This window comes from Streptococcus sp. SG1, assembly GCF_030439935.1.
Taxonomy (GTDB): domain Bacteria; phylum Bacillota; class Bacilli; order Lactobacillales; family Streptococcaceae; genus Streptococcus; species Streptococcus gordonii.
On the sequence record NZ_JAQFJC010000006.1, the window covers coordinates 159,950 to 179,603 of the forward strand.

Annotated in this window: 14 protein-coding genes; 11 read left to right on the forward strand and 3 right to left on the reverse strand. The window is 39.5% G+C overall.

The genetic code is table 11. The features are described from left to right. Nucleotides 1–58 precede the first annotated feature (58 nt). From PCY06_RS06810 to PCY06_RS06825, 4 genes are all read left to right on the forward strand, one after another. Nucleotides 59–1,027: a zinc-binding alcohol dehydrogenase family protein gene (locus PCY06_RS06810; protein WP_082307728.1), complete on the forward strand. Its 969-nt coding sequence runs from the start codon at nucleotides 59–61 to the stop codon at nucleotides 1,025–1,027. Beyond that, the gene (locus PCY06_RS06815) at nucleotides 1,020–1,334 is read left to right on the forward strand and encodes a rhodanese-like domain-containing protein (RefSeq protein ID WP_082307801.1); all 315 of its coding nucleotides are present in this window, start codon (nucleotides 1,020–1,022) and stop codon (nucleotides 1,332–1,334) included. The genes PCY06_RS06810 and PCY06_RS06815 overlap by 8 nt, the downstream gene beginning before the upstream one ends. Before the next feature lie 114 nt (nucleotides 1,335–1,448). Beyond that, the gene (gene ldcB, locus PCY06_RS06820; protein ID WP_082307800.1) at nucleotides 1,449–2,165 is read left to right on the forward strand and encodes an LD-carboxypeptidase LdcB/DacB; all 717 of its coding nucleotides are present in this window, start codon (nucleotides 1,449–1,451) and stop codon (nucleotides 2,163–2,165) included. Between the two features lie 60 nt (nucleotides 2,166–2,225). Further along, the gene (locus tag PCY06_RS06825) at nucleotides 2,226–2,516 is read left to right on the forward strand and encodes a cupin domain-containing protein (RefSeq protein WP_045773740.1); all 291 of its coding nucleotides are present in this window, start codon (nucleotides 2,226–2,228) and stop codon (nucleotides 2,514–2,516) included. 89 nt (nucleotides 2,517–2,605) lie between these two features. Here the strand turns inward: PCY06_RS06825 and PCY06_RS06830 are convergent, their stop codons facing one another. Beyond that, a complete protein-coding gene (locus tag PCY06_RS06830; protein WP_082307727.1) occupies nucleotides 2,606–3,478 on the reverse strand; it encodes an N-acetylmuramoyl-L-alanine amidase family protein in 873 nt (290 codons plus the stop codon). 801 nt (nucleotides 3,479–4,279) lie between these two features. Here PCY06_RS06830 and PCY06_RS06835 point away from each other — a divergent pair. Continuing rightward, nucleotides 4,280–6,283, forward strand: coding sequence for a cell wall protein (locus tag PCY06_RS06835; protein ID WP_082307726.1), 2,004 nt, complete (start codon nucleotides 4,280–4,282; stop codon nucleotides 6,281–6,283). A 222-nt stretch (nucleotides 6,284–6,505) separates the two neighbouring features. Continuing rightward, nucleotides 6,506–7,933: a CAP domain-containing protein gene (locus tag PCY06_RS06840; protein WP_082307725.1), complete on the forward strand. Its 1,428-nt coding sequence runs from the start codon at nucleotides 6,506–6,508 to the stop codon at nucleotides 7,931–7,933. Between the two features lie 154 nt (nucleotides 7,934–8,087). Here PCY06_RS06840 and PCY06_RS06845 read toward each other — a convergent pair whose 3' ends face one another. Together PCY06_RS06845 and PCY06_RS06850 are read right to left on the reverse strand one after the other, a co-directional pair. Further along, entirely contained in the window at nucleotides 8,088–8,330 is a 243-nt protein-coding gene (locus tag PCY06_RS06845; RefSeq protein WP_002895374.1) for a type B 50S ribosomal protein L31, read from the reverse strand. Nucleotides 8,331–8,428: 98 nt separating this feature from the next. Next, entirely contained in the window at nucleotides 8,429–9,373 is a 945-nt protein-coding gene (locus PCY06_RS06850) for a bifunctional oligoribonuclease/PAP phosphatase NrnA (protein ID WP_082307724.1), read from the reverse strand. Between the two features lie 116 nt (nucleotides 9,374–9,489). Between PCY06_RS06850 and PCY06_RS06855 the strand changes: the two genes are divergently transcribed. The 5 genes from PCY06_RS06855 to PCY06_RS06875 form a co-directional block, all read left to right on the forward strand. After that, complete coding sequence (locus PCY06_RS06855) at nucleotides 9,490–9,933, forward strand: flavodoxin (protein WP_082307723.1); 444 nt, start codon at nucleotides 9,490–9,492, stop codon at nucleotides 9,931–9,933. A gap of 137 nt (nucleotides 9,934–10,070) precedes the next feature. Next, nucleotides 10,071–11,237, forward strand: coding sequence for an AI-2E family transporter (locus PCY06_RS06860; protein ID WP_045773735.1), 1,167 nt, complete (start codon nucleotides 10,071–10,073; stop codon nucleotides 11,235–11,237). Further along, on the forward strand, nucleotides 11,227–12,462 hold the full coding sequence (locus tag PCY06_RS06865) for a tetratricopeptide repeat protein (protein WP_061595802.1): 1,236 nt from the start codon (nucleotides 11,227–11,229) through the stop codon (nucleotides 12,460–12,462). Before PCY06_RS06860 ends, PCY06_RS06865 begins: the two co-directional genes overlap by 11 nt. A gap of 119 nt (nucleotides 12,463–12,581) precedes the next feature. After that, nucleotides 12,582–13,301 (forward strand): acetolactate decarboxylase, encoded by a 720-nt coding sequence (gene budA / locus PCY06_RS06870; RefSeq protein WP_082307722.1) that lies wholly within the window; start codon nucleotides 12,582–12,584, stop codon nucleotides 13,299–13,301. A 319-nt stretch (nucleotides 13,302–13,620) separates the two neighbouring features. Continuing rightward, the coding region (locus PCY06_RS06875; protein ID WP_301389693.1) for a CshA/CshB family fibrillar adhesin-related protein at nucleotides 13,621–19,654 on the forward strand (6,034 nt) is incomplete at its 3' end.

Here is a 19,654-nt window from a genome sequence, read left to right on the forward strand (position 1 = left end):
GGTTAAGTTAAGTCTAAGTTTGATTAGTTACACTATCCAGAAAAAGGGAGGTGATCCTATGAAAAAAATGAAGGCTATTGTCATTTATGAACCAGGAGGACCAGAAAAACTTCTATTAGAAGAGAGACCTATTCCTGAATTACGAGAAGGATGGACTTTGGTTAAGGTTAGAGGATTTGGAATAAATCATTCAGAAATCTTTACACGGCAAGGCTTGTCACCTAGTGTTAGCTTCCCTAGAATTTTAGGCATTGAATGTGTTGGCCAGGTAGCTGAGACGACCCGGACAGATTTAGAGATTGGTCAGAAAGTAGTTTCCATCATGGGAGAAATGGGTCGAGCTTACGATGGCTCATATGCTGAGTACGTTCTCCTGCCAAATGACCAAGTTTATCCTGTCGAAACCAGTCTGTCTTGGGCTGAGCTAGCCGCAGTTCCCGAGACCTATTATACGGCTCTTGGCTCTTTAAAAAATTTGCATATTAAGCCCGAAGATAATATTTTAGTTCGGGCGGCAACCAGTGGTGTTGGTCTAGCTTTTGCTCGCCTTGCCAAAGCACAGTTTCCTGATGTTCATATCGTTGGTTCGGTTCGAAGTGGCTCTAAACAATTTTTACTTAAGCATCAAGCTTATGATGACATTGTTATTGATCAAGATGGTCGTTTGGAGACTGAGGAGCAGTTCGATAAAATTCTAGAGTTGGTAGGTCCATCGACTATTAAGGATTCATTTGATCATATTGCTCCGGGCGGAATTATCTGTGTAACTGGTCTCTTAGGAGGACAGTGGGAGCTAGAAGGCTTTAACCCAATTGAAGAAATAAAGAATAATAGTTTTATGACGACCTTTCATTCAGCTCAAGTCAACCAAGAATTGATGGATGAGTTGTTTGACTATATTGACCGATACCAAGTAGATGTTTCCCCGAGGCGCGTTTTTTCCTTGGAAGAAGTGCCCGAAGCTCATGCTTATATTGAAGAGAAGACAGGTTTTGGTAAGGTTGTGATTATCAATGAAAATAAATAGGAGAAGCATGATGAAAAAGATTAGTGCAAAAGAATTACAAGGTCTTTTACAGACTGAAAAGATTGAATTGATTGATGTTCGTGAAGTAGATGAGTTTGCGAATGGGCATATAGCTGGCGCTCGCAATTTGCCTCTTAGTGGCTTGGCAGAAAACTATCTTAGCTTGGACAAAGAGATTTCCTACCATGTTATTTGTCAAAAAGGAGGTCGGTCTGCACGGGCGTGTGAATTTTTGGAGGCTAAAGGTTATCAAGTGACCAATGTGGAGGGCGGAGTAGAAGCTTATCCAGATGAATTGACGCAATAGAAATTTTCAGAAGACTACTAAAATTTATTGAAATTTTGGTGGTCTTTTTGTAGAATGTAGTTAAGAATTTCTCTTGTTTTTCATGCTTTGTGAATGGAGGTTTTTTCCATGAAAATGAAAACAACAGCTTGTTTGTTGTTTGGTCTCTCTGCTTTTACATTAGTTGCTTGTTCTTCTGATAAGAAAGATAATTCCAAAACCTCGGGATCGACTTCGGACACTCAACAGGTAGAAAATCAAGCAAAAGATAAGAAAATAACCGAAAAACAAAAGGATACTAGTCTTTCTTATAATGGAAGTTATTATAGTCTACAAGGAAAGTATGAGGAAATCCTGATTGTAAATAAAAAGTACCCTCTCTCTTCTCATTACAATCCTGGAGAAAATTCTACTGCCAAGGCAGCTTTACTTAAGTTGATTGCGGATATGCAAGTCGCTGGATATGCTGTCAGCGACCAATACAGTGGCTTTCGTAGTTATGATACTCAGCTGGAACTTTACCAAAATTATGTCAATCGAGATGGAAAGGAGGCTGCCGATCGTTATTCAGCCAGACCTGGATACAGTGAACACCAGTCTGGTTTAGCCTTTGACCTGATTGATACAGAAGGAAATCTGCTGGAAGAACCCGGTGCCAGTCAGTGGCTTTTGGATAATGCCTCCAATTATGGATTCATTGTGCGCTTCTTAAAAGGTAAGGAAACTTCAACAGGCTACATGCCAGAAAGCTGGCATCTGCGTTATATTGGACGGGAAGCTAAGGAGATTGCTGATTCAGGTAAATCATTAGAAGAATACTTTGGTATTACCGGAGGAGATTATCAAGATTGATCGAATGTGGCTTCGTCTTTTCTATAGGTCATTATAAAAAAAAACAAGGAGGACAGATTTATGAAGTTTTACAAAATTGATCCATCTATTGATGTTGTTGAAACTCCCGTCGAAGAAAGAGGTCGTTTGATCCGTCATCTTCATTTAGCAAAGGGGAAGGAAATTCCTGAACATAAGGCTGATGCACTAGTGACAGTTGTCTGTTTGGAAGGTAAGGTAGATTTTACAGCTTTAGGTGAAACTGTTCAAATGCTTCCAGGAACTTTTCTTACAATGGAGCCCAATGAACTTCACAGTTTATATGGTGTGGAAGAAAGCCATGTTCTAGTCATTCAGCAATTGATTTATTAAGAACAAAAAAGAAGTCTGATGTTTTATATCAGACTTCTTTTTTAATCGAGTTCTAAAGTGGATTAAATAAAGAGAAGTGGATCTTCTAGTTATGGATTGGTAGTTACAAGACCTTGTTCATTAAAGGTATATTGTTTGCCATTGATTAGAAGAGTTTCACTGTGAGCCATTTTTCCATCTTCTTTAAGGTAATATGAACCCTGCCAAGCATTTGAGAACATGGATCCATCTTCAGTTGCAAAGTAATACCATTCGTCAGCGATCTGTTGCCAACCAGTTAACATTTCCCCGTTTACTGGATTAAGATAATAAGATTTTCCAGCATCTCCTATTTGGTGAAGTCCTGTTAGCATATAGCCATCAATCGGTTGAAAATAATACCATTTTCCTTGAATATTTTGCCAGCCTGTGAGCATGCTTCCGTCTGTTGGATTAAAATAATACCAGGCTGGGCCTTCGTGGTTACCAGCACCTGTTAATTGTTGCCATCCAGTCTGCATATCTCCATTTTTATCATGGAAATAATAACATTCACCGTTTTCACCAACCTGCTGGACTCCAATTAGCATATAACCTTCAGTAGGATCAAAATAGTACCACTTACCTTTGATATTTTGCCATCCAGTTTTCATATCTCCATTTTCTGGGTCGAAATAATACCAAGATCTTTCTTTGTAATATCCAAAACCATCTAATTCTTGCCAGCCAGTCAGCATATAGCCGTTGACGTTGAAGAAATAATACCTTCCATTAATTTGCTGCCATTGATTTCTGGGAAAACTACCATCTGGATATTTGTACCGCCAACCATTCTTATCTTTAATCCACTGTCCATCTGTGTGATTAGTGATTTGCGGTCGAATCTGTTGGGCTTGAATAGAAATAACATCTTGTATCACTAAAGTTGCTAATAGACCAACTAACAATAAAAGTTGTATAAGGAATAGCGAGCGACGTTTCATTTTTTCCTCCTTCAAAGGTTTCAGCTGAAGTGAAATAAAAATTTCACATAGAGAAGTGTTACTGCAGTTAAGATACCATATTTTCTTTTATTCTTCAAACAAACAGAAATGTCTACTTTGTTCAAGCATATTTATTATTTGCATTTGTAAGCAAAAATAAACGAGTCTATCTAGATGGCCTTAAAATAAGTATTTATAAGAATGTAATATTCTTCTATTTTGGATAAATATTTAAAATAACAAATCTTTCAAAAATTAGTGATATATTAAAATCATGTTTTGTTTTATGTATAAAACAAAAATAAACACTGTTTTATAGCTATAATACCTTTTTGTATGAAATAGCTTCACAGATCAAACTATAAAAGCGCTTACTGTCTTGTTTGAAAATATAAAATAGGGTTAACTGTTAAAATATCAGAAAATTGCATGTAAAATAAAACAAAAACGAACATAGATAAAAAATAGAATTACATTAAGAACAATATTGAAAAAAATAATTTTGAAAATAAGAACAAATTTCTTGCTTTGCCTAAATTTTTGTGTTATAGTTTAGGTCGATGTGAAATATGCATAAAAAAGAATTTTTTAGCAATATTGATATCGGATAGTTTTTCTTTTTGTCAAATTATTTGTCTAAGAAGTTTGTGTGAAACTGACTGATTAAAACATGATTGATTTTGATCTAAAGATTTTATGTCCAAGATATCTTGTTTACTGAAGAATTATTTTTTGTCATGGCACGTCTAAAATATAAGATCATTCTAAAAGATAAATGAATGATTTTGGAGGTTTATTATAATGTCGAAACGTTTAAGATTTTTATCTTGTTCAGTCTTAGCTGCAGCAACAGTGATTCCAGCTTTTTCTGGAAATACTGTTCAGGCCGCTGACTACTATGGTTATAGTTCTCGCTATAGTAACTTATACCAACCAGGTGTTAATTACTGGAATACTGGCTTCACAAGTCGCCGTAATACAGTAACTAACAGCCGTACTAGTCGTCATAGCAGTCGTCGTAACTCTCGTTACAACAACTACAGCTATGGTTACAACAACTATGGCTACGGATATGGCTATGGTTACAACAACTATTATTTAGGTTCTAATATTTGGGATTATTTCTATCCAAATTACAACTACAATAACTATGGTTACAACTACAATAATTATGGTTACAATGGTTGGAACAACTACAATAACCTAGTAAACGATGAAAACTATATCTACTGGAATGGTAATCACTACTACCGTATGAACGATGGTAGCTACCGTATTTACCGTGACGGTGAATGGAAACCGTTGACAAACAATAGCAACAACAACTCATCATCTAACAATTTGGAAAACGATCCTCATTACCGTTATGAAAATGGCTACCATTACTATGTATTAGAAAATGGTGACTATTACTATTACCAAGATGGTAAATGGGTATTGGTTAAGAATTCAACCAACAATTCAACAACTCCATCACCTCAAGCTCAGCCGGAAACTCCAAGTACAGAACAACCAGCTGAAGATCCAAAACCAGCACAACCTGCAGAGGATCCAAAACCTGAAGTTCCAACTCCAACTCCAGCACAACCTGAGGCTCCAACTCCAGCGCCTAGCGATAAGCCTGAAGAGCCTACTACACCTGCTGAACCAAAACCAGAACAACCAACAACTCCAAGTGTTGATTTACCAGAAAATCCACCAATTAACGGTGCTGATAGTGAGTTTGATCCATTTAATCCAAAACCAGCACAACCAGCAGAAGATCCAAAACCAGCGCAACCAGAACAACCAGCAGTTCCTGGAAATTCAGGATTGGTGACAACTGATGAACCTAGTGAAAACCAAATTCCTGCTTATGTTGAAAAACCAGCTGAAGGTTTGGAACATTTAGCTTGGGCACCAAATGGACAAACTCCAAAATTGGTTTACCCACCAGGAAAACCAGGTGATAAAGCCCTTAAGAATGATAAAAACTACTACTTCGATGGTAGCACACATTACTACTATGTACCATCTAACTCAGAGCGTACAGGTTATTCACCATATTGGAAGTGGATTGGTGGAAAATGGAAACTTCAAGGTATGACTGATCCTAACGATCCAGCTCTTGATCCAAAACTTCACGAAAATACTGCTGATGATGAGTACATGTACAGTGATCAAAACTCTAGCGTGAAACTCTACTCAACAAACTTGGTAACTACTGCCAAAGCTGGTCAACCATTGCCATTCAAGAACGTTGAAGAGTTCAAGAAATACGTTATCGAAAAAATGAATCCTAAATTCCTTGATAATGCTGGATGGGATGCTAAAGTTGAGTGGGAAATCGAAGATGCAGATATCTTTGAGAAGACCAAAGAAAACCCATATGCTAAGGACTATGTCTTGGTTGCAAACCTCAAGAGTGGTGTTGAGGACAAGAAATACAGTGACGTAGAATTTGGTTATGTGAAGTTTGTTTACCGTGTTGAAGCAACAAACGATACAAACTACGACTATGTTTCAAAAGCGAAAGAAGCTTTCGCTAAAATCAATGAGACTCGTAAAGCTCAAGGCTTGAAAGAGTTGACTTGGTCAGAAGATATTTATCAAAACCAAGCACTTCCGAAAGTAAACGAAATTTCGCGTCAGTACGATAGCACAGGCTTTGTCGGACGTCGTGATGAAGATGCAGCTACTGTCGTTAAGAAATGGGCAAACAGTGGTTTGAGAGAATTGCTTCTTGATCCAAACGTAACTGAAGGAGCTGTAGCGACAGTCGTAGATGGAAACGGTGTATACTACTGGACTTACAACTACAAATAATCAATCTTTTCCTAATGATTTCACTTAATTAACTAGAAAATCCCTTAAGATTAAATTCTTAAGGGATTTTTGTTCAAAAACTTCAATAGTATATATGCAAAAAACACAAAAAGAATAGGATAATATTTATGTTTTTGTTTGACTAAGAGATCAGATGGGGATAGAATATTATATAGAGGAGGAGTAGACTATCATTGTTTTTATTACAAAGGAGTAAAGGTAATGAAATCAAAAAGAAAATCTCTATCAAGAGTGATGATCTTTAGTTCTGCCTTAGTATTAGCTTTTCTTGCTACAAATACTGCTCAGGCAGAGGAACATAATGACGTTTTTTATTCTCGTTATCGTCCAGGATTTAACTATTATAATCCGCGCGTCAGAAATAACTATAATTACGGTCGATACCCTGGTTATTACAATCCATGGTATAACTATAATGTCTTTTATTGGAATGGAAATTACTACTATAAAAACCAGAACGGAGACTATTATGTCTACAAGAATGGTAAGTGGGAACTCTATTACCAGGATGGCTTTAATAAACTGAAAAATGATCCGCATTATCGTTATGAAAATGGCTATCACTATTATGTGTTGGATGATGGTTCATACTATTACTATGAAAATGGTAAGTGGGTTTATGTTAAGAAAGCAGAAGATCCAACTCCAGAACCAAATCCGACTCCAGATCCTAAGCCAGATCCTGAAACGCCTAAGCCAGAGAAGCCTGACTGGGCACCAAATCCAAATATAGATTATAGTAAATTGCCAAAACCTCTCTACAGACCTGATGATCCTCGGATGAAGAGTGATCCTCGCTTTGTAGATGATAATGGTATCTATTATTACCGAGTCCATCTAGGAGACGAAAACCCTGATGGTATTGATGGATATTACAAGTGGATGGGCGACCGCTGGAAACTATTCAATGGAACGGATCCAGACGATCCTGCTCTTGACCCAAATAATCATTCTAATCCAAAGGACGATGAATATAATTATGATGATAATGCTTCTACAGTTAAACTATACTCAGAGAATCTAGTTGGTACTGGTAAAGCAGGAGATCCTCTTCCGTTCAAGAGCAAGGAAGAATTCATCTCTTATGTTCAGCAACATCTTGCACCAAAAATGATTGATAATGCAGGCTATGACTGTAAAGTCACATATGAGCTTGAAGAAGAAGATGTCTTTAATCAAGCGGTGGATCATGCTTGGGCCAGAGATTACGTTTTGACAGCTTATTTGACAAGTAGCGTCAAAGGATATGAAAAAACAGAATTTGGTCATATGAAGTTTATTTATCGTGTAGAAAAAACTGAAGAATCGAATTTCCCAAATATTGATAAGGCTAAAGCAGCTTTTGCAAAAATAAATGCGGAACGTAGAAGACTTGGCTTACAAGAACTAACATGGTCCGATGAACTTTATAACAATCAATCTTTACCAACAGCTCAGAAACTTTCTATCAATTATGATAGTAGCGCTGGTATCACCTTCCGTCGAGAAGAAAATGCTGAAGTAGTTGCTAACAAATGGCTAAACTCAGGAAATAGAGAATTGATTCTAAACCCTGATGCCAAAGAAGGTGCTGTTGCCTGTGTACAAGCAGGCGATGGTACATATTATTGGGTGTTTAATTATAAATAAAATAAATGAATATAATGGTCTATTCCTTTAACCGAGAACTTCCTCCATCTTTTAGATGGGGGGAGTTTTATATTACTAAAAGCAAAACAAAAGCCACTTCCGACTAATCGGAAATGGCTTGAATTCAATAATCGAATGTATTGAATAGATGTTCTTATTTGAGACCGTATTTTTTGTTGAAACGATCCACACGTCCATCTGCTTGAGTGAACTTTTGACGTCCAGTGTAGAATGGGTGTGAGTCTGATGAAATTTCAACACGGATCAATGGGTAAGTTTCCCCTTCGAATTCAACTGTTTCGTTTGAACGCTTAGTTGAACCACTAAGGAATTGGTAACCAGTTGAAGTATCCATGAAGACAACAGGACGGTATTCTGGGTGAATATCTTTTCTCATTTTTAAAAATTTCCTTTCTGCCATGGTCTCTTTGCGAGCCATAGATTAGTTACTTTGATAGTTTATCAAATTTCATTTGCTTTGACAAGCCTTTTCGCTCATTTTCTTTGCTTTTTGGCTAATTCTTTTAATTCTTGGAAAATTTCTTCATTTTCTTCTAGTGAATAGGAGTTGGCGCCACTAGCTAAGGGATGTCCTCCGCCATGATGATTTTTTGCGACTTCATTGATTGGAATGAATTTACTGCGCAATCGTACACGGTAATGACCGCTTTCTTGTTCAACAAAGATTCCCCACAGCTTGACGTCTTCAATTCGACCAGGAGTAGCAACAATATCTGCAGTTTCAGCGTCTGTAAGTTTGTGTGCTTTTAGTAAATCCTGAGTGATGATGACACGTGCAGCTCCATTTTCATCAAGTTCAAGATGATCGTAAACATAGCCTTGCAGCTTAGCAACTTTGTAGCTGAAAGAGTCCATTTTCCGAGCCAGCGTAGCAAAATCAAAGGGAAATTCTCTTAATTGACTAGCGACTTGTAGGGTCCGAGCGGTAGTAGCGGGATAAAGAAAGCGTCCCGTGTCACCAGTAATTCCAGCGTAGAGGAGTTTAGCGATATATGCATCCATTTTTAGGTGATTGTCTAAAGCGAATAAAGAAATTAGTTCGCAGGTGCTACTTGAATTGGTATCAACCCACGCTAAATCACCATAAACGTCATCGTTAGGATGATGGTCTATTTTAATCAGAAATGATCCATTTGGATAACGTTTATCATCAATTCGAGCTGTATTAGCAGTGTCGCATACGATAACCAAGGAGTTTTCATAATCTTGATCTGAGACATCATCCATCTGGGCTAGCCAGGTTAAACTTGGTTCATCGTATCCAGTTGCCTTAACTGTTTTTTCAGGGAAATTTAGCTGAAGGAGCTTTTGTAAACCGACTTGGCTACCTAAAGCATCAGGGTCCGGATTTACATGGCGATGAATGATAATCGTTTTATATTCCTTGATCTTTTGTAAGATTTGATGTTGAATTGTCATAGAAAAAATCGTTCCTTCTTGCTTAGAGTTATTGTTTAATTGTAACACAAGATTTCTATTTTTAAAATGAAAAATATGTGCTATAATTATCAATAGAAGATATTTTGGAGGAAACTATGGCTTTAGCAAAAATTGTATTTGCAAGTATGACAGGTAATACAGAAGAAATCGCTGATATCGTTGCTGATAAGTTAAGAGATTTAGGCTTAGATGTTGATGTTGATGAGTGTACGACAGTTGATGCTTCAGATTTTCTAGAAGCAGACATTGCTATTGTGGCGACCTATACGTACGGTGATGGAGAATTACCTGACGAAATCATGGATTTCTATGAAGACTTGGCTGATTTGGATTTATCTGATAAGATTTATGGTGTCGTTGGCTCAGGTGATACTTTCTATGACGAATTCTGTAAAGCAGTAGATGACTTTGATGCTGTTTTCGTTTCAACTGGTGCAACAAAAGGTGCTGAAAATGTTAAGGTTGATTTATCAGCAGAAGAAGATGATATCGAAAATCTTGAGAATTTCGCTACTAGCCTGGCTGCAAAAGTAAGCTAGGAAATATAGAATAGTCAAAAGACAGAATATATGAAAAGGAAGAGAGGCTTTATCAGTCTCTCTTTTTTCTTTAGTTTCGTCGGGTGTTTTTCTGTAAAAAATGCTACAATAAGAAGATAAAAGAAAAGGAGAGAAGGATGGAACCAAAAGAAAAAGAATTTAGCATGAGTTGGTTTTTTAGATGGTTTTTAGATAATAAAGCCATTACGGTTTTCTTAGTTTGTTTATTGATTGGACTCAATCTCTTGGTCTTGAGTAAAATTAGTTTTATTTTCACCCCTATTATTGAGTTTATTTCAGTTATTATGTTACCAGTGATTCTGGCAGGTTTGCTCTATTATCTGCTTAATCCTCTGGTAGACATGATGGAAAAGCGGAAGATCAATCGTCTTGTAGCAATTACGATTGTTTTTGTATTGATTACCGTGCTTTTGATTTGGGGTTTGGCGGTTGTCATTCCAAACCTTCAGGCTCAGATTGTGAGTTTTTTTAGAAACATGCCTTCTTATCTCAAGCAATCTAAAAAAATAATTGATGATTTATTGGATAGTCGCCTGTCTGAAGAGTTTCGTCCGCAGATTGAGCAAGTTACAGAGAATATTTCTTCTCAATTAACGACTTGGGCAAGTAACTTTTCTGCTCGTGCGGTTAACTGGGCTAGTCATTTTGTCAGTGCTGCTTCTCAAGTTATTGTTGCTGTCATTATTATGCCTTTCATTCTATTCTACCTCCTTCGAGATGGGAAAAATTTGAAAGGCTATGTAACTCAGTTCCTACCTAAGAAATTACGTGAGCCGGTTGGTCAAGTTTTGTCCGACGTGAATAGTCAGTTAGCGAATTACGTTCGCGGACAGATAACTGTTGCAATCATTGTTGCCTTTATGTTTATGATTCTCTTTAAGATCATTGGACTGCGCTATGGAGTGACCTTGGCAGTCGTGGCTGGAGTCCTCAACTTGGTTCCGTATTTAGGAAGCTTTTTGGCTATGTTACCAGCGCTTGTTTTGGGACTGATTGCGGGACCTGTTATGCTCTTGAAAGTTATCATTGTCTTTATTGTGGAGCAAACAATAGAAGGACGTTTTGTCTCTCCTCTTATTTTAGGTAGTCAATTAAGTATTCATCCGATTACTATTCTCTTTGTACTCTTAACATCTGGATCAATGTTTGGAATTTGGGGTGTCTTATTGGGAATTCCAGTCTACGCTTCTGCAAAAGTGGTGATTACAGCTATCTTTAAGTGGTACAAAGTAGTGAGTGGTTTGTATGATGATGAAGTAGAGGAAGAAGTAAGTGAACAATAGTGAAAAAATGCTGTCTGCCATTGAGGCTCAGGATTTAGTGCAAGCAGAACAGTGGTTTGAAAAAGCCTTGTTAGAGGATAGTGATTCTATCTTATTGGACCTAGGAGAATATTTAGAAAGTATTGGCTTCTTTTTACAAGCCAAGCGTATCTATAATAAACTGGCTCCCCTTTATCCGCAGGTTAATCTAAATTTGGCAGCTATTGCAAGTGAAGATGGAGACTTAGAGGAAGCTTTTGGCTACTTGGAAGAAATCAGTTCGAACGATCCGTGGTATGTCAATGCTCTTTTGATTAAGGCAGATTTATATCAGATGGAAGGTCTGCCTGATGTGGCGCGTGAGAAACTAGTTGAAGCCAGTCAATTAAGTGACGATCCTATCATTACTTTTGGAATGGCTGAAATAGATTTTGAATTAGGCAATTTCACACAGGCGATCAAAGAATATGCCAGTCTTGATAATCGGACGATTTATGAGCAGACAGGGATCTCAACCTACCAGAGAATAGGGGTGAGCTATGCCAGCTTAGGAAAGTTTGAAGCTGCCATTGAATTTCTTCAAAAGGCTATCGAATTAGAATATGACGAATCTACAGTATTTGAATTAGCTGTGATTCTTTACGATCAGGAATACTATCAGAAGGCGAATCTCTACTTCAAGCAATTGGATACTCTTTCACCGGATTTCGAAGGTTATGAATATATCTATGCACTGTCTCTTCATGCAGACCATCGAGCTGAGGAGGCTCTATTCATGGCTCAGCAAGGCTTGAATAAAAATCCGTTTGATAGCCAACTAGCACTATTAGCCTCACAAGTTTCCTACGAACTTCATGATACTGAAAAAGCAGAGAGCTATCTATTAGATGCCTGGGATAATGCTGATGATCTAGAAGAGATAGCTCTGCGCCTGACTAACCTTTATCTAGAACAGGAGAGATATGAAGATATTCTTGATTTGGAGGATCAGGATTGGGACAATGTGTTGACTCGATGGAACATAGCTAGAAGTTATCAGGCCTTAGAGGACATAGAAAAAGCCCGAGAGCTCTATGGAGAATTGCATAGGGACTTACGAGATAATCCAGAATTTTTAGAAGAATACATTTACCTGTTGAGAGAATGTGGCGAGCTTGAAAGAGCCAAACAAGAAGCTCAGCACTATTTGAGCCTGGTGCCGGATGACAGTGTAATGCAAGAATTTTATAATAGTCTAGACTATTAAAATATTTATAATAAATTGTAAAAGCATATCATGTAGATATGTTTTTTGCAATTATAAAATTTTATGTTATACTAATTTTGCTTTATAAGAGAAGATGAAAGAAGAGTAGAGGATTAAAAATGTTTGAACCAGTTAAATTATTTCAATATAATACTTTGGGTGCCTTGATGTCAGGTCTTTATGGTGGGACAATGACGATTGGTGAGTTGCTTCAATATGGTGATTTAGGTATAGGTACTTTGGATTCTATTGACGGGGAGTTGATAGTTCTAAATGGCAAGGCCTATCAAGCCAAAGGATCTGGAGAGGTGCCAGAAGTAGTTGAGGTGGATCCGTCAGAGACAGTTCCATATGCAGCGGTCGTTCCTCACAAGGCAGAGGTGATTTTCCGCCAGCGTTTTGAAATGAATGATAAGGAGCTGGAGGAGAGAATTGAGTCCTATTATGATGGGGAAAATCTTTTTCGTTCCATCAAGATTCATGGCGACTTTTCTCATATGCGAGTTCGCATGATTCCTAAGTCAACGTCAGACCGAAAGTTTGCAGAAGTTGCTGTTAACCAACCTGAATACAGCAAGGAAAATGTAACTGGGACAATCGTTGGTATCTGGACACCAGAGATTTTTCATGGAGTCAGCTTAGCAGGTTATCATCTTCATTTTGTATCAGACGATTTAAGCTTCGGTGGACATGTCATGGACTTTGTAATCAAAGAGGGTATTGTTGAACTTGGAGCAATTGACCAGTTAGATCAACGTTTCCCTGTTCAGGATCGTGACTATCTATTTGCCAAATTCAATATGGATGAAATGAAAGAAGATATTGATCAAGTAGAATAATAAGATAAATTCCTTGGCCAGCAGCCTAAATTTAGGTTCGTTTGGTCAGGGCTTTTATTTTGTAAGATAAAGGAGAATAATAGGGATTTAATCAATGCGATTTTATAGATCAAGTAAGTAAATTGTATCAATTCATTTCTAATGTTCATACTGTCAAGTATAGGCTAGACAATTTCTTTTTATAATGGTCTGTAATATATAATGTTTGCTGAGCCCTTTCAAAGTATCGAAAATCTAATTTTTTAGTGTATTTATATAGCCAAACAGAAAAAAATGCTGTATAATAGCTTGGAATATAATTAATAGTTAGGAGATCATTATGGGAAAAGATTTGTTTAATCCACACCTGCGTAAGTTTTCTATTCGAAAACTAAACATTGGTGTTTGTTCTGTGCTCTTGTCAACCTTGATTCTTTTGGGGGCGGCAAGTCAGGTTAGCGCTGATGAAACAAGTGCTTCTAATGTCCAAAATGAGGTCGCTCGAACCGACCTTGCTGAACCATCATCAACTGCTACAGCACCAGTAGTTTCTGAAGCTTCACAAAATTCAGGAACTACTTTAGCAACTACAGTTACTGAGGCACCACAATCAGTTGAGAATACTGCACCTACAAACTCAGCTCCAGAGTCTAATGAGAAACCAAAGGACGAGCAGCCAGTAGCTTCTGAAACACCTCAGCCTTCAGCTGAGAAGCCAATTGCCCCTGCAGAGGTTAAGCCTGCAGAGAATGCTAATCCAGTTTCAACTGTAGCTAGCTCAGAAGCTGTAAGTACTTCAACAGCTACAGAACAACCAGTAGCGATTAGGGAAGCTACACAACCTACACGTTCTCGTCGAGCACGTCGAGACGCTACACCTACAGGTTTACGAGATGGCGATCCAAATAATACTATTGAAAAACCAACTTTAGCGGATTCTGAAAAGAAGAGACCAGCAGACCTAGTGAAACAGATCAACTGGCTAGATTTTGGTGATTCTCAGGCGTTTAGAAATCTTGATACCGACGGCTCTCTTAAAGTAGGTAGTGTGTATGAGAAAGAAATTTCTCCGGGCTATGTAGTTAAATTAACAGTTACAGAACTAAAACCATTTCATTCTACAGAGATTTATCGTAACCGTGTAGCAGGCACTCAGTATGAAAATAGTTATGATCCTGATGCCAAAAACACATGGTTTAGATACGTGCCTGCGGACTATAATCGACAAGTTAAAGAAGGCGATTCTGCACGACCAAAAATCATTGGTGCTCCTATGAACCAATGGACATCTCTACGTGAACAGGGGATTGATACTAATGGCCGTAAGACTCAGTTACAAGTACCTAAAAATGGTGCTAGCTATGGTGTGAAGTTTAAGGTCGAAGCAACTTACCTTAACAAGCCAGTTAAAGCAACCGTCGTTATGGCGGATGGTGAAGAAGCTAACCCAGGTGAATATGCTATCTTTACTACAAATGGGCAAGGCTGGGAGCATCTAGCAGAATGGAAACGTGTTTCTCCAAGCGGTAAAGTAATTACCGAAACTTATGCGCCTATGAATCCTAACAGACTTGGTCAGTATATTGGTGATAACGCGACTACTCCAACAATTGACTGGACTAAATTTACAAATCCTGATCAAAGAACGGGTGGTTTAGGTTCACAAGTCTTTGGTCCTAACACTTCGAAGGATCATACAGTACCAATTGTGATGACTCGTGAAGCATCAGAGGTAGGTATTTATATTGCATCTTCTGGTCAGCAAGCTGCTATGATTGGTTTCATGGTTGTAGATACTGGGGATGCGCCTGAAAGCTATGGAAATGCAGTTCATGCTATTTCTGGTTACAATGCTGCTACGGGAGCACAAAATCCACAACCATATCTTGGTCGGAAGCCTGCGGATATTGATACAACTTCAGGAAACGATTGGACTCACGATGATAGCACTGATCACGCTGATGAAGGGATTGATCAGCTTTTACCATCAGACTTAGTTGGTAAGACTCATGACTTGTTCCAAGCAGATCGTCTTCGTGATGGTGATTATTCGCTTCGTTTCCATGCTTCAGCTAATGGAAATGAAAAAGCCTATGTTCGAGCTTGGATTGATTTTAACAATAACGGGAAATTTGACGAGAACGAAGCCAGTGAGTTTACTGAAGTCACTTCTGAAGGAGACTACACAGTTACTTTCAGAAATCATGCTCCAATGAATGACGACTCAGTCAAGAAGTTAGGGATGCGTGTTCGTATTGCCTTGAATCAAGGTGATATCGAGAAGCCTACCGGTACAGCCTTCAGTGGTGAAGTTGAAGACTTACAAGTCAACCTTACATACCCACCAAAGGGTGAGAAGAAGGAAACCAAGGGCTTACGCGATCAACAACAACAAGCAAGCCTACACTTCACATCTCGTGGTTATTCTAAAGAAGACGAGAATGCTAGAACAACGATTGATACTAATAAGGCGCCTGTTGTTTTAGATAATAATGGACGTGAATTAACGGCAGATGCAGAAGGTTGGTATACAACTGCAGAAGGCCGTTACAAAGTGACGCCAAATGGTGATAATGTCGATGTTGTTTTTGTTCCAAATGCTGGATACGTAGGGACTACATCAGGTATTAACATCCGTCGCTTTGATAGCAACGGTGCAAGCACTGAATGGACTGCAAAAAATAATTCAGAGCCTGTTGTCAATCAGCCACTAAATTCTATGGATGCTCGTTATGTTCCTACAGTAGTTGATTACACTGAACATCGTTCAACTGATGCCCAAGGTTTAGCGCAAGTAAAAGACATCTCATTTACAGATGGTAATCCAGCCAACACACCGGTTCAACCATCTGCAAGTAATCCTGCTACTTTCTTGGATGGAAATGGAGATCCTATCTCAGGAACTAGTATTCCTGCAACATCAGGTGGGAAAGAGGTTGGTACCTTCAACTTAGATCCAACTACAGGTCGAGTAACCTTTACCCCAAATAAATCATTTGTAGGAACTGTTGATCCGATTAAATTAAAAGTAAATGATGCAAGTGGTAATGATCACTTTGCAACTTATCAACCAACTGTTACCCGAGTTGTTCCAACATCTCAAAACGCAAGTTCTGAAGGTATTCAAGGGGCAGAACAATCTGGGAACTTGGTCTTTACTCCAGGTGATAACCGTGTTCCAATTGATGAATCAATTGCGCCAACCTTTGACAACGGTCAATCGACAAAAGAGGTTCCTGGTGTTGGAACTTATAAGGTGGATAGTACAGGCCGCGTTACATTCCAACCAGTTTCTGGATACTCTGGACGCCCAACTGCAGAAACCGTTAAGCGTGTAGATAAGAACGGAACAGAAGTAACAGCTACTTACCAAGCAGATGTTAAGGCAGCAACTCCAACAGGGCAAGGAGCAGAAACTACTGGACTCCAAGGTCAAAAGCAAGATAGCCACCTCACCTTTACCCCTGGTCAAGCAACTATCAATGGACAAAATGAGACTGTACCATTTGCACCAGAAGGTCCACAATTTGTGGTTAATGGACAAGTTCAACAAGGTAACAGCTTACCAGTACATGATGCTAGCGGTAAACTTCAAGGAACCTATACTGTTCAACCGAATGGGGATATTAGCTTCCAACCAGCACCTGATTTCTATGGTACACCAACTCCTGCAACTCTTCGTGTGACAGATAAGAATGGTTCTACTGCTGAAGCTGTTTATCAACCTACAGTGACTAAAGTCACTCCAACAAGTACAAATGATACCTCAACTGGTCTGCAAGGACAGCCACAAAGCGGTAAGCCAACCTTTACAGCAGGTGATCCAGCAGTTCCACTAGATGATACGAAACCATTGACTTTCGAAGATGGACAGTCAACTAAGACTGTTTCGGGTGTAGGTGTGTACGCTATTAACTCTGATGGATCTATTACCTTTACGCCTGACAAACAGTACGTTGGCACTCCAGATCCAGTCACCGTGAAACGAGTGGATAAGAATGGTACAGAAGTTACTGCGACTTATACCCCAACAGTAACCAAGGTAACACCAACTTCAACGGATGCCACTTCAAATGGTATCCAAGGTCAACCGCAAAAAGGAACCCCAACATTCACAGAAGGAAATCCGGCTGTTCCAATTGATGACACGAAACCAATGATCTTCGAAGACGGTCATTCAACGAAAACAGTTCCAGGTGTAGGTGAATACAGCATCAATCCAGATGGTTCTATTACCTTTACGCCAGAAAAACAATATGTTGGCACACCAGCTCCAGTCACAGTGAAACGTGTGGATAAGAACGGTACAGAAGTTACCGCAACTTATACACCAACAGTGACCAAGGTCACTCCTACAGGAACTGGGTCAACCAGCACTGGCCCTCAAGGTGTCCCTCAAACCGGCACCCCAACCTTCCAAGGTGGTGATCCACTGGTTCCGATCGATGAAACAGTCGAGCCAACCTTCGAAGATGGAAGTAAAGAGAAGTCTATTCCAGGTCAAGGAACTTACACAATTGCGCCAGATGGTACAGTGACCTTCACTCCAGACAAACAGTTTGTAGGCAAACCAGATCCAGTCACAGTCAAACGCGTAGATAAGAATGGCACCCCAGTTACTGCAACTTATAGTCCAGAGTTTACGAAAGTAACACCAACTGGTACAGGTGATAAGACAGAAGGGCTTCAAGGTCAAGTACAAGAAGGTAAAGTGACTTTCACGCCAGGCCATGACTCTGTTCCATTCCCGGCTGATTCGACTCCACTATTTGACAATGGTACAGCTGTGAAAGAAGTGCCAAATGTTGGTAAGTTCGAAGTGGACGCAGATGGTAAGGTGACCTTCACTCCTGATAAACAGTTCAAGGGTGAAACACCAGAGCTTGAATTGACTCGTGTGGATGCCAACGGCACTCCTGTTACTGTCAAGTACCAAGCAGTAGTGAAAGAAGTAACACCAACTTCAACGGATGCCACTTCAAATGGTATCCAAGGTCAACCGCAAAAAGGTACCCCAACCTTCACAGAAGGTAATCCATTGGTTCCGATTGATGATACGAAACCAATGACCTTCGAAGATGGTCAGTCAACGAAGACTGTTCCGGGTGTAGGTGAATACAGCATCAATCCAGATGGCTCTATTACCTTTACGCCAGACAAACAATATGTTGGTACACCAGATCCAGTCACAGTGAAACGAGTGGATAAGAATGGTACAGAAGTTACCGCAACTTATACACCAACAGTGACTAAGGTAATCCCAACCAGCACTAACGCAACCAGCACAGGTCCTCAAGGACTTCCGCAAACTGGTACTCCAACCTTCCAAGGTGGCGATCCACTGGTTCCGATCGATGAAACAGTCGAGCCAACCTTCGAAGATGGAAGCAAAGAGAAGTCTATTCCAGGTCAAGGAACTTACACGATTGCGCCAGACGGAACAGTAACCTTCACTCCAGACAAGCAGTTTGTAGGCAAACCAGACCCAGTAACGGTTAAACGCGTGGATAAGAACGGTACAGAAGTTACTGCGACTTACAGCCCAGAGTTTACTAAGGTCACTCCTACAGGAACCGGTGCAACCAGCACAGGTCCTCAAGGACTTCCACAAACTGGTACTCCAACCTTCCAAGGTGGCGACCCATTGGTTCCAATTGATGAAACAGTTGAGCCAACCTTCGAAGATGGAAGCAAAGAGAAATCTATTCCAGGTCAAGGAACTTACACGATTGCACCAGACGGAACTGTAACTTTCACTCCAGATAAACAGTTTGTTGGAAACCCAGATCCAGTCACAGTCAAACGCGTAGATAAGAATGGCACCCCAGTTACTGCGACATACAGCCCAGAGTTTACTAAGGTAACTCCTACAGGAACCGGCGCAACCAGCACAGGTCCTCAAGGACTTCCACAAACTGGTACTCCAACCTTCCAAGGTGGTGATCCACTGGTTCCAATCGATGAAACAGTTGAGCCAACCTTCGAAGATGGAAGCAAAGAGAAATCTATTCCAGGTCAAGGAACTTACACGATTGCACCAGACGGAACTGTAACTTTCACTCCAGACAAACAGTTTGTCGGAAACCCAGATCCAGTCACAGTCAAACGTGTGGATAAGAATGGCACCCCAGTTACTGCGACTTACAGCCCAGAGTTTACTAAGGTAACTCCAACGAGCACTAACGCAACCAGCACAGGTCCGCAGGGTGTTCCACAAACAGGTACCCCAACCTTCCAAGGTGGCGACCCACTGGTTCCAATCGATGAAACAGTTGAGCCAACCTTCGAAGATGGAAGCAAAGAGAAATCTATTCCAGGTCAAGGAACTTACACGATTGCACCAGACGGAACTGTAACTTTCACTCCAGACAAAC

Coding starts and splice junctions, on each gene's coding strand:
- PCY06_RS06810 (WP_082307728.1), top strand. CDS start 59: ATGAAAAAAATGAAGGCTATTGTCATTTATGAACCAGGAGGACCAGAA.
- ldcB (WP_082307800.1), top strand. CDS start 1,449: ATGAAAACAACAGCTTGTTTGTTGTTTGGTCTCTCTGCTTTTACATTA.
- PCY06_RS06825 (WP_045773740.1), top strand. CDS start 2,226: ATGAAGTTTTACAAAATTGATCCATCTATTGATGTTGTTGAAACTCCC.
- PCY06_RS06830 (WP_082307727.1), bottom strand. CDS start 3,478: ATGAAACGTCGCTCGCTATTCCTTATACAACTTTTATTGTTAGTTGGT.
- PCY06_RS06835 (WP_082307726.1), top strand. CDS start 4,280: ATGTCGAAACGTTTAAGATTTTTATCTTGTTCAGTCTTAGCTGCAGCA.
- PCY06_RS06840 (WP_082307725.1), top strand. CDS start 6,506: ATGAAATCAAAAAGAAAATCTCTATCAAGAGTGATGATCTTTAGTTCT.
- PCY06_RS06845 (WP_002895374.1), bottom strand. CDS start 8,330: ATGAGAAAAGATATTCACCCAGAATACCGTCCTGTTGTCTTCATGGAT.
- PCY06_RS06850 (WP_082307724.1), bottom strand. CDS start 9,373: ATGACAATTCAACATCAAATCTTACAAAAGATCAAGGAATATAAAACG.
- PCY06_RS06855 (WP_082307723.1), top strand. CDS start 9,490: ATGGCTTTAGCAAAAATTGTATTTGCAAGTATGACAGGTAATACAGAA.
- PCY06_RS06860 (WP_045773735.1), top strand. CDS start 10,071: ATGGAACCAAAAGAAAAAGAATTTAGCATGAGTTGGTTTTTTAGATGG.
- budA (WP_082307722.1), top strand. CDS start 12,582: ATGTTTGAACCAGTTAAATTATTTCAATATAATACTTTGGGTGCCTTG.